Here is an 11421-nt window from a genome sequence, read left to right on the forward strand (position 1 = left end):
GGGTCGACCAGTTTCAGCGCGATCAGCTCTTTGAACGCGTCACAGGCTTCGTCGAGGATCCAGGTGCCGACTTCGAGAATCAGGCCGCTGTCCTCCAGCACTTTGATGAACTCGGTCGGCGATTGTGTGCCCAGCTCCGGGTGGTGCCAGCGCACCAGCGCTTCAGCGCCGATGATGCGGTTGTCCCGGGCGTCGACCTGCGGCTGGAAGTGCACGTTGAATTCGCCGCGCGACAGCGCCAGGCGCAAGTCGGTCTCCATGCGCAACCGTTCGCTGGCGGCTTTCTGCATGGTGTTGTGATACATCTGCGTGGTGTTGCGCCCGGAATCCTTGGCCCGGTACAGCGCGATGTCGGCGCGTTTGAGCAAGTCGGTCGGGGTCGAGCCGTGGTCGGGAATCAACGCCACGCCGATACTCGGCGTCACTTGCAGGCGCTGGCCGTCGAGGAACATCGGTTCCGACAGCAGTTCGCGGATGGTGTCGGCCAGTTCCCGCACCTGGGTGCTGACCTCGTTGCGTGTGCCCTCCAGACCACTGAGCAGCACCACGAACTCATCACCGCCCAGACGCGCGACGGTATCTTCCATGCGCACGCTGGCTTCGAGTCGCGCGGTGATGATCTTCAGCACCGTGTCGCCGACCGGGTGGCCGAGGGAATCGTTGATGTGCTTGAAGTGATCGAGGTCGAGAAAGAGCAGCGCGCCGCGCAGATTGTGGCGTTTGAGCAGGGCAATCTGCTGGCTCAGGCGATCCATCAACAGAGCGCGGTTGGGCAGGTTGGTCAGCGGATCGTGATACGCCAGATGACGAATCTGGGCCTCGGCGTTTTTCAGCAAGCTGACGTCGCGGGCTGTCAGCAGCAGGCACGCGGTTTCATTCAGGGTGATCGGCTCGACTGAAACCTCGACGGTGAGCAACTCACCGCGCTTGTTGCGCCCGAGCATTTCCTGATGATGCACGCGGCCCTTGATCTGCAGCTCGGCGAGCAACGCCGAGCGCTGTTTCTCCTCGGCCCAGATGCCGACCTGATACACGGTCTTGCCCACCACTTCGTCCGCGCGATAGCCGGTCAGGCGGCAGAAACCGTCGTTGACCTCCAGATAACGCCCGGTGTCGCGCTCGGTGATGGTGATCGCGTCGGGGCTGGAGTGAAACGCCTTGGCGAATTTCTCTTCGCTGGCCTTGAGTGCGGCTTCCGAACGCTGTTGCTGGGTGATGTCGCGCAACGTGGTGACGATGCACGGCTGATCGCCAACGCTGATCTGCCGGCTGGAAATCACGCAGGTCAGCGACTGGCCGTCCTTGTGCTGGACGATGATCGCGACATTGCTCAGCCCCTGCTCGCGAATCACGCGCTCGATGCGCTGCAGGCTTTTCGCCGATGCGTCCCACAGGCCGATTTCTTCGGCGGTATGGCCGATCACGTCGGCGGCGCTCCAGCCGAAAGTCTGGGTAAAACTGTTATTGATTTCGATGAATTCGCCACTGTCCTGGCGGGTGACACAGATCGGGTCGGGACTGACCTGGAACAGCGTGGCGAATTTCTCTTCCGAGGCCACCAATCGCTGTTCGCGTTCGACCTGATCGGTGATGTCCAGCAACGTCCCGGCCATGCGCAGCGGCGCGCCGTTGTCGTCGCGGTAGAGGCGGGCGCGGCTTTCCAGATATCGCGAGCTGCCGTCCGGCAGTTGCACGCGATAAGTCAGTTGATAGTTGCCCGCCGGACCTTCGCGCAGGCTGCGATACGCATTGCGCATGCTGTCGCGCTCTTGGCCGGGTACGCCTTCGAAAAACTCGTCGAATGATTCATGGAACGGTTTTGGCTCCAGCCCGTGCAGTTGCGCGGCACGCGCCGAGCCGTAAAGCATGCCGCTGGGGATGTGCCAGTCCCAGGTACCGAGCTGCGCGGAATCCAGCGCCAGATCGAGGCGTTCCTGACTGTCCTTCAGTGCCAGTTCGGCGGCTTTGCGCTCGGTGGTGTCGAGGAACGTGCTGAGCAGATAGGGCTGGCCTTCGAGTTCGACCTTTTGCGCACTGAGAATGCCGTCATGCACCTGACCGTTGCTGGCGCGAAACTGCACTTCCATGCTGATCAGTTCGCCCTTGGCCTTGGTTTTCTTCACCAGTTCGCCGCGTTGTTCAGGGTGCACCCACAGGCCCAGTTCCAGGGTGGTGCGGCCGATGGCGGTCTGCACCGGCCAGCCGAACAGGCTTTCGAAATACTGGTTGGCTTCACTGATCAGGCCGTCTTCCTGGCGCGTCAGCAACACCATGTTCGGGCACAGGTGAAAGAGTGTGGCGAAACGTTTCTCCGAGCTGCTCAAAGCCTGTTCGCGTTGACGCTGGTGGGTGATTTCGCGAATCACCCCGATCATTCGGGGGCGGCCGTTTTTGTCCGGCAGCAGGCTGCCACTGATCTCCAGCCAGTGCAGGCTGCCGTCCGGCCAGCGAATGCGGTGGTGCATCGCCTGTTCCAGTGGTGCGCCGGCAATCACCGCGTGGAAGGCGCGCACGGTTTTCGCGCGGTCTTCCGGAGGCAGCAGATCGAGGTATTCCAGATCTTCCGGCAGCGGTTGCCGTGGATCGAAGCCGAACAATGCCTGAGTGCCCCGCGACCAACTGATCTGCCCGCGCTCGATGTCCCAGTACCAGGCACCGAGCCGCGCGCCGTTGAGGGCAGCGAGCAATTGCGGCGCACTCTCCCAGCTCTGCTCGGAATGACGCGGGTCAATCGCTTGAATGCGCGGCATCGGCGGAATTCGGTCAACAGATTTCGGCATTGTTAACGGGCCTTGAGCTGATGTTGGCGTTAGGCACAGGGGCAGCGGCTCTCTCGGAGTAACACAAGTTGGCCTTAAGTCCCTGGCAGATCGACTTGAGCATCCAGCAAGGCCATAAAGGCTCTTGCTGCATTCGATAGCGTCCGTTCGGTGTGCAGGATATAGCCTAGCTGGCGACTGAGCTGTATGCCCGGCAAAGCGATGCTCGCCACCTGCTCATCGAGCATGGTGCGCGGCAAAACACTCCACGCCAGGCCGATCGAGACCATCATTTTGATGGTTTCCAGATAGTTGGTGCTCATGGCGATATTGGGCGTCAGTCCCTGGGCTTCGAACAAGCGTTGGACAATATGGTGAGTAAAGGTGTTGCCGCCGGGGAAAACCGCCGGATGACCGGCAATGTCGGCCAGGCTGACCGGGCCGTTGCCGATCAATGAATGCTCCGGGGCGACCACGAAATCCAGCGGGTCGTCCCACACCGGCGTGGCTTTGACCAGCGCGTGCGGTTCCGGCGCCAGGGTGATGACTGCCAGTTCTGCACGGCCATGGAGAATTTCTTCGTAGGCCACTTCCGAATCGAGGAACTGAATATCCAGCGCCACCTGTGGGTAGCGACGAGTAAATTCCCGCAAAAGCGGCGGCAAACGGTGCAAACCGATGTGGTGACTGGTGGCCAGGGTCAGGCGCCCGCTGACTTCGCCGGTGAGGTTGGTCAGGGCGCGGCGGGTGTCGTCCAGCACGTTGAGAATCTGATAAGCCCGCGGCAGCAGGGCGCGGCCGGCCTCAGTCAGGCCTACTTCGCGGCCCAGGCGGTCGAACAGGCGCACCTTCAATTGCTGCTCCAGGCCGGCGATGCGTTTACTGATCGCCGGCTGCGTCAGATGCAGGCGTTCGCCGGCGCCAGAGAAGCTGCCCGTCTCGGCGATCGCGATAAAAGCATTGAGGTTGGCCAGATCCATGGTTCGTATTCCAGTTGGTTATCCAAAGCATAAAAAATATGAATTTGAGTTATTTAATGTAACCCCATAGGATCGGCCTCACAAGCCAAAGGGTTATTGATAAGCCCAGGGCATAGAAACAAGCTGATGAGGAACCGTCTGATGGCCGGCAAAACGCTCTACGACAAGCTCTGGGATTCGCATTTGGTCAAGCAGCGCGACGATGGCTCGGCGTTGATCTATATAGATCGTCACATCATCCACGAAGTGACTTCGCCGCAAGCTTTCGAAGGCCTGCGTCTGGCCGGGCGCAAGCCTTGGCGCATTGATGCCAACATCGCGACCCCGGACCACAACGTACCGACGACCCCGGAACGCAAGGGCGGGATTGAAGCGATTGCCGACCAGGTCTCGCGTTTGCAGGTGCAGACCCTCGATGACAACTGTGATGAATACGGCATCGTCGAGTTCAAGATGAACGACGTGCGCCAAGGCATCGTCCACGTGATCAGCCCGGAGCAGGGCGCGACCTTGCCGGGCATGACCGTGGTCTGCGGCGATTCGCACACCTCGACCCACGGTGCGTTCGGCGCGCTGGCCCACGGCATCGGCACCTCCGAGGTTGAGCACGTGCTCGCCACCCAGTGCCTGGTCGCCAAGAAAATGAAGAACATGCTGGTACGCGTTGAAGGGCAATTGCCGTTCGGCGTGACCGCCAAGGACATCGTCCTCGCGGTGATCGGCAAGATCGGCACCGCCGGCGGTAACGGGCATGCCATCGAATTCGCCGGCAGCGCGATCCGCGACCTGTCTGTCGAAGGCCGCATGACCATCTGCAACATGTCCATCGAAGCCGGCGCCCGTGTGGGCCTGGTGGCGGCGGATCAAAAGACCGTCGATTACGTAAAAGGTCGTCCCTTCGCCCCGAAAGGCGCCGAATGGGACATGGCGGTCGAAGCCTGGAAAGATCTGGTGTCCGATGCTGACGCCAAATTCGACACCGTGGTCGAGCTGGACGCCGCGCAAATCAAGCCGCAAGTCAGCTGGGGCACTTCGCCTGAGATGGTTTTGGCGGTTGACCAGAACGTGCCGGATCCTGCCAAGGAGATGGATCTGGTCAAGCGTGACTCGATCGTCCGCGCCTTGAAGTACATGGGGTTGAGCGCCAATCAGGCGATCACCGACATTCAACTGGATCGCGTATTCATCGGCTCCTGCACCAACTCGCGGATCGAAGATTTGCGCGCTGCTGCCGTGATTGCCAAGGGCCGCAAAGTGGCATCGACCATCAAGCAGGCGATCGTGGTGCCGGGCTCGGGTCTGGTGAAGGCCCAGGCTGAGGCCGAAGGTCTGGACAAGATTTTCCTCGAGGCCGGTTTCGAATGGCGCGAGCCGGGTTGCTCGATGTGCCTGGCAATGAACCCGGACCGTCTGGAGTCCGGCGAGCATTGCGCCTCGACCTCCAACCGCAACTTCGAAGGCCGTCAGGGCGCCGGTGGTCGTACCCACCTCGTGAGCCCGGCCATGGCCGCTGCGGCGGCGGTGAACGGTCGTTTCATCGACGTTCGTGAATTGATCTGAAGGAGAGCGCAGCATGAAAGCTTTTACCCAGCACACTGGTCTTGTCGCGCCTCTGGATCGTGCCAACGTCGACACCGACCAGATCATCCCCAAGCAGTTTCTGAAGTCGATCAAGCGCACCGGTTTCGGTCCGAACCTGTTCGACGAGTGGCGTTACCTGGATGTCGGCCAGCCGTATCAGGACAACTCCAAGCGCCCGTTGAACAAGGAGTTCGTGCTCAACGCCGAGCGTTTTCAAGGCGCCAGCGTGTTGCTGGCCCGCGAGAACTTCGGTTGCGGCTCCAGCCGTGAACACGCGCCGTGGGCGCTGGAAGAATACGGTTTCCGCAGCATCATTGCGCCGAGCTACGCCGACATCTTCTTCAACAACAGTTTCAAGAACGGCTTGCTGCCGATCATCTTGAGCGACGCTGAAGTCGATGAATTGTTCAAGCAGGTGGAGGCTGAGCCGGGCTATCAATTGCAGATCGACCTGCAGGCGCAGACCGTAACCCGTCCGGACGGCAAGGTTTACAACTTTGAGATCGACGCGTTTCGCAAGCATTGCCTGTTGAACGGTCTGGACGATATCGGTTTGACCTTGCAGGACGGCGATGCGATTGCTTCGTTCGAGGCCAAACACCGGCTGAGCCAGCCTTGGTTGTTCCGCGACGCATAAGCAAGTTCTGAATTGATGCAGTTCAGGCTGGCCTCTTCGCGAGCAAGCTCGCTCCTACAGGGGAATGCATTTCAAGTGTGGGAGCGAGCTTGCTCGCGAAGGCGTTAGTCCAGGCAATACAAGGCTAAAACCCAGAAGGATGTGACCATGACCAGCACCGCCCAGCACTCTCAGGTCGTACAGAAGCAATTCGGTGAACAGGCCGCCGCCTACCTGAGCAGCGCCGTTCACGCGCAAGGCACCGAATTCGCGCTGCTACAGGCTGAGCTGGCGGGGCAGGGCGAGGCGCGGGTGCTGGATCTGGGGTGCGGCGCCGGTCATGTGAGTTTTCATGTGGCGCCACTGGTGAAAGAAGTGGTGGCCTACGACCTGTCGCAGCAGATGCTTGACGTGGTCGCCGCTGCGGCTGTGGATCGCGGTTTCGCCAACATTGCCACGGTCAACGGCGCCGCCGAGCGTCTGCCGTTTGCCGATGGCGAGTTCGACTTCGTGTTCAGCCGTTATTCGGCGCACCATTGGAGCGACCTCGGCGTGGCCCTGCGTGAAGTGCGTCGGGTACTGAAGCCGGGCGGTGTGGCGGCATTCGTTGACGTGTTGTCACCGGGCAGCCCGTTGTTCGACACTTACCTGCAAAGCGTCGAAGTGCTGCGCGACACCAGCCATGTGCGCGATTATTCCGCCGGCGAGTGGTTGCGGCAGGTCAGCGAGGCGCGGCTGCATACCCGCAGCACCACCCGTCAGCGCCTGCGTCTGGAGTACAGCAGTTGGGTCGAGCGCATGCGCACACCCGACGTGATGCGCGCGGCGATCCGCCAGTTGCAGCAGTCGATGGGCAGTGAAGTACGCGAATATTTTGAGATTGATGCCGACGGCTCGTTCAGTACAGATGTGATTGTGCTGATCGCCGAGCGTTAAGAATTTTTCCGGGCGCGTCAGTTAGAGGCGCACCGACTGAAGACACGAGGAAAGCATGAGCAAGCAGATTCTGATTCTCCCAGGTGACGGTATTGGTCCGGAAATCATGGCCGAAGCGGTCAAGGTTCTGGAATTAGCCAACGACAAGTACAGCCTGGGCTTCGAGCTGAGCCATGACGTGATCGGTGGCGCCGCCATCGACCAGCACGGCGTGCCGCTGGCCGACGAAACCCTCGACCGTGCCCGTGCTGCCGACGCCGTGCTGCTGGGCGCGGTGGGTGGCCCGAAATGGGACACCATCGAGCGTGACATCCGCCCGGAGCGTGGTCTGCTGAAAATCCGTGCGCAACTGGGCCTGTTCGGCAACCTGCGTCCGGCGATTCTGTACCCGCAACTGGCCGACGCTTCGAGCCTGAAGCCGGAAATCGTTGCCGGTCTGGACATCCTGATCGTCCGTGAACTGACCGGCGGTATCTACTTCGGCGCGCCGCGTGGCACTCGTACCCTGGAAAACGGCGAGCGTCAGTCCTACGACACCCTGCCGTACAGCGAAAGCGAAATCCGCCGCATCGCCCGCGTCGGTTTTGACATGGCCATGGTGCGCGGCAAAAAACTGTGCTCGGTGGACAAGGCCAACGTACTGGCGTCCAGCCAACTGTGGCGCGAAGTGGTCGAGCAGGTCGCCAAGGATTACCCGGAAGTCGAACTGAGCCACATGTACGTCGACAACGCCGCTATGCAACTGGTGCGCGCACCGAAGCAGTTCGACGTGATCGTCACCGACAACATGTTCGGCGACATCCTGTCCGACGAAGCGTCGATGCTCACCGGTTCGATCGGCATGCTGCCGTCGGCCTCGCTGGATTCGAACAACAAGGGCATGTACGAGCCTTGCCACGGTTCGGCCCCGGACATCGCCGGCAAAGGTATCGCCAACCCGCTGGCGACCATTCTGTCGGTGTCGATGATGCTGCGTTACAGCTTCAATCTGCATGACGCGGCCGATGCCATCGAGAAAGCCGTCAGCGTGGTGCTGGATCAAGGCCTGCGCACTGGTGACATCTATTCGGCCGGTTGCACCAAAGTCGGTACGCAGGAAATGGGCGACGCAGTAGTCGCCGCGCTGCGGAATCTGTAATCTCTCGGGCCCGCTGCGAAATTCAATACAAAGCAGCGGCCCACTTTTCAAGAAGGTGTAGTTGCGATGAAACGTGTAGGTCTGATCGGTTGGCGCGGGATGGTCGGTTCCGTGCTCATGCAGCGGATGCTGGAAGAGCAGGATTTCGATCTAATCGAGCCGGTGTTTTTCACCACTTCCAACGTCGGTGGCCAAGGCCCGTCCGTGGGCAAGGACATTGCTCCGCTCAAGGACGCTTACAGCATTGACGAGCTGAAGACCCTCGACGTGATCCTGACCTGCCAGGGCGGCGACTACACCAGCGAAGTGTTCCCGAAGCTGCGCGAAGCCGGCTGGCAGGGTTACTGGATCGACGCGGCCTCGAGCCTGCGCATGAACGATGACGCCGTGATCATTCTCGATCCGGTCAACCGCAAGGTCATCGACCAGCAACTGGACGCGGGCACCAAGAACTACATCGGCGGCAACTGCACCGTCAGTCTGATGCTGATGGGCCTGGGCGGTCTGTTCGAAGCCGGTCTGGTCGAGTGGATGAGCGCCATGACTTATCAGGCGGCCTCTGGGGCCGGCGCGCAGAACATGCGTGAACTGATCAAGCAGATGGGCGCAACCCACGCGGCGGTGGCCGATCAACTGGCCGATCCGGCCAGCGCGATCCTCGACATCGACCGTCGTGTGGCCGAAGCCATGCGCAGCGACGCGTACCCGACCGAAAACTTCGGCGTACCGCTGGCCGGCAGCCTGATCCCGTGGATCGACAAGGAACTGCCGAACGGCCAGAGCCGCGAAGAGTGGAAGGCCCAGGCCGAGACCAACAAGATCCTCGGCCGCTTCAAGAGCCCGATCCCGGTCGATGGCATCTGCGTGCGCATCGGCGCCATGCGTTGCCACAGCCAGGCGCTGACCATCAAGCTGAACAAAGACGTACCGATCGCCGACATCGAAGGGCTGATCAGCCAGCACAACCCTTGGGTCAAACTGGTGCCGAACCAGCGTGAGATCAGCATGCAGGAGCTGAGCCCGACCAAGGTCACCGGCACCCTGAATGTGCCGGTGGGGCGTCTGCGCAAGCTGAACATGGGTTCGCAATTCGTCGGTGCCTTCACCGTCGGCGACCAACTGCTGTGGGGCGCGGCCGAACCGCTGCGTCGCATGCTGCGGATCCTGCTGGAGCGTTGATCGCTTGAAGCAATGAAAGAACCCGTGCCTTGTGAGAGGTGCGGGTTTTTTTATGCCTGAGGTTTCTCGGGTGTATGTTCTGTCGCCTTCGCGAGCAAGCTCGCTCCCACCTTGAAATGCATTCCCCTGTGGGAGCGAGCTTGCTCGCGAAGGGGCAGGCGCAGTCGCCACAAATCCTGCAGAAATTGCCTGTGCGCCAGTCACCCGGTAAAGTGCCGCTCCCCCCGTTTCGCCAGAGGTAGAACCATGACCCAGACCCTTGATATTGCCGTCGTCGGCGCCACCGGTACTGTCGGCGAAACCCTCGTACAGATTCTCGAACAGCGCGACTTCCCGGTCGGCAACCTGCACTTGCTGGCCAGCAGCGAATCCGCTGGCAGCTCGGTGCTGTTCCGCAACAAGAACGTGCGCGTGCGTGAAGTCGACGAGTTCGATTTCAGCAAGGTCAAACTGGTGTTTTTCGCCGCCGGCCCGGCCATCTCCCTGAGCTACGTGGCACGCGCCCACGCGGCTGGTTGCTCGCTGATCGACCTGTCCGGCGCATTGCCGGCCGAGCAGGCGCCGCAAGTGGTGCCGGAAGCCAACGCCGAGGTGATCGCCGGCCTGAAAGCGCCGTTCCAGGTCAGCAGCCCAAGCCCGTCGGCGACGACGCTGGCCGTGGTGCTGGCGCCGCTGCTCGACCTGCTCGACCTGCAATACGTCAACGTCACCGCCAATCTGGCCGTTTCCGCGCAAGGTCGCGAAGCTGTCACCGAGCTGGCCCGGCAGACCGCTGAACTATTGAACATGCGTCCGCTGGAGCCGACTTTCTTCGACCGGCAAATGGCCTTCAACCTGCTGGCCCAGGTCGGCACCCCCGATGCTCAGGGCCATACGCTGCTGGAAAAACGTCTGGTGCGCGAGTTGCGTCAGGTGCTGGCGCAGCCTTTATTAAAGATTTCCGCAACTTGCGTTCAAGCCCCGGGGTTTTTTGGCGATAGCTATAGCGTGACCTTGCAGTCAGCGAGCGCGGTCGACCTGGAAAAGGTCAACGCGGCGCTGGAGGACGCACCGGGTATTGAGCTTGTCGAAGCCGGCGATTATCCGACCGCAGTGGGTGACGCGGTGGGGCAGGATGTTGTCTATGTCGGTCGCGTGCGTACTGGCGTCGATGACCCGGCGGAACTTAATCTGTGGCTGACGTCAGATAACGTACGCAAAGGCGCCGCCCTGAATGCTGTGCAGGTCGCTGAATTGTTGATAAAAGACCTGCTGTAAAAGATACTTGGCAACAATTTGTCGACTGATTCTAGGTGAGCGCTATGCTTGCCCGGAGCACTTGATAACGTGTCACCCTCCGGGACTTTCCGGGGCATCAAAGAAATGATCGCGCGCGGCAGTCTGTCGTCGTCGCGCGCAATGCCTTACGGCAGCGGCAATCAACATCTTCTCGCTGGCCGAGGAACGTTCAAACAAAGGATGAGGCTATGGTTCAAGTTCGCAAACTGGTGTTAGCAATAGCGGCCGCCTCGGCGCTGTCCTCCGGTATGGCGCATGCCCTCGGGCTCGGGGAGCTGACCCTGAAGTCGACCCTGAACCAGCCGCTGGTGGCCGAGATCGAGTTGCTCGACGTCAAGGATCTCACCGCTGCCGAAGTGGTGCCGAGCCTGGCGTCTCCTGAAGACTTCGCCAAGGCCGGCGTTGACCGTCAGGCCTTCCTCAATGACCTGACGTTCACTCCGGTGCTCAACGCCAGCGGCAAAAGTGTGCTGCGCGTGACCTCGAGCAAGCCGTTGTCGGAACCGATGGTGAAATTCCTCGTGCAGGTGATGTGGCCGAACGGCCGTCTGCTGCGCGATTACAGCGTGCTGCTGGATCCATCGAAGTTCTCGCCGCAGACCGCTGACGCCGCCGCGCAACCGGCGCCGACGCAGACCATCACTGCGCCGACCACCGGTGCCACCCATCCGACTCAGTACACCACCACGCCGCGCGACACCCTGTGGGAAATTGCTGCAAAGGCGCGCACTGGCGGTTCAGTGCAGCAGACCATGCTGGCGATTCAGGCGCTCAACCCGAACGCGTTTATCGACGGCAACATCAACCGGCTGAAAACCGGTCAGGTGCTGCGTTTGCCGGACTCGGTGCAAAGCACCGCGCTGCCACAGTCGAAGGCGATTGCTGAAGTTGTCGCGCAGAACGAAGCCTGGCGTCAGGGCCGTCGTTATGTGGCCAAGCCAGGCACCGGTCAGC

The 11421-nt window shown here is 61.1% G+C and carries 9 protein-coding genes; 7 read left to right on the forward strand and 2 right to left on the reverse strand.

What is annotated here, in order from left to right; translation table 11 throughout:
• Both DBR24_RS04775 and DBR24_RS04780 read right to left on the reverse strand, forming a co-directional pair.
• Positions 1-2780: PAS domain S-box protein (locus DBR24_RS04775; protein ID WP_128614062.1), on the reverse strand; the 2780-nt coding region annotated here is incomplete at its 3' end.
• Between the two features lie 74 nt (positions 2781-2854).
• Positions 2855-3739 (reverse strand): LysR family transcriptional regulator, encoded by an 885-nt coding sequence (locus DBR24_RS04780; protein WP_123463423.1) that lies wholly within the window; start codon positions 3737-3739, stop codon positions 2855-2857.
• 141 nt (positions 3740-3880) lie between these two features.
• Between DBR24_RS04780 and leuC the strand changes: the two genes are divergently transcribed.
• The 7 genes from leuC to DBR24_RS04815 all read left to right on the forward strand — a co-directional run.
• Positions 3881-5299 carry a 3-isopropylmalate dehydratase large subunit gene (gene leuC / locus DBR24_RS04785; protein WP_123463421.1) on the forward strand — a complete coding sequence of 473 codons (1419 nt, stop codon included), beginning with the start codon at positions 3881-3883 and terminating at the stop codon, positions 5297-5299.
• A 13-nt stretch (positions 5300-5312) separates the two neighbouring features.
• Positions 5313-5957: a 3-isopropylmalate dehydratase small subunit gene (gene leuD, locus DBR24_RS04790; protein ID WP_128614063.1), complete on the forward strand. Its 645-nt coding sequence runs from the start codon at positions 5313-5315 to the stop codon at positions 5955-5957.
• 147 nt (positions 5958-6104) lie between these two features.
• Positions 6105-6872 (forward strand): class I SAM-dependent methyltransferase, encoded by a 768-nt coding sequence (locus DBR24_RS04795; protein ID WP_128614064.1) that lies wholly within the window; start codon positions 6105-6107, stop codon positions 6870-6872.
• A gap of 55 nt (positions 6873-6927) precedes the next feature.
• The gene (leuB, locus tag DBR24_RS04800) at positions 6928-8010 is read left to right on the forward strand and encodes a 3-isopropylmalate dehydrogenase (protein ID WP_123463416.1); all 1083 of its coding nucleotides are present in this window, start codon (positions 6928-6930) and stop codon (positions 8008-8010) included.
• Positions 8011-8076: 66 nt separating this feature from the next.
• Positions 8077-9189, forward strand: coding sequence for an aspartate-semialdehyde dehydrogenase (gene asd / locus DBR24_RS04805; RefSeq protein ID WP_064363920.1), 1113 nt, complete (start codon positions 8077-8079; stop codon positions 9187-9189).
• Positions 9190-9435: 246 nt separating this feature from the next.
• Positions 9436-10446, forward strand: coding sequence for an aspartate-semialdehyde dehydrogenase (locus tag DBR24_RS04810; RefSeq protein ID WP_128614065.1), 1011 nt, complete (start codon positions 9436-9438; stop codon positions 10444-10446).
• 209 nt (positions 10447-10655) lie between these two features.
• On the forward strand, positions 10656-11421 hold a 766-nt coding region (locus tag DBR24_RS04815), incomplete at its 3' end, for a FimV family protein (protein ID WP_128614066.1).

This window comes from Pseudomonas sp. HMWF006, assembly GCF_003061205.1.
GTDB classification, from domain to species: domain Bacteria; phylum Pseudomonadota; class Gammaproteobacteria; order Pseudomonadales; family Pseudomonadaceae; genus Aquipseudomonas; species Aquipseudomonas monsensis.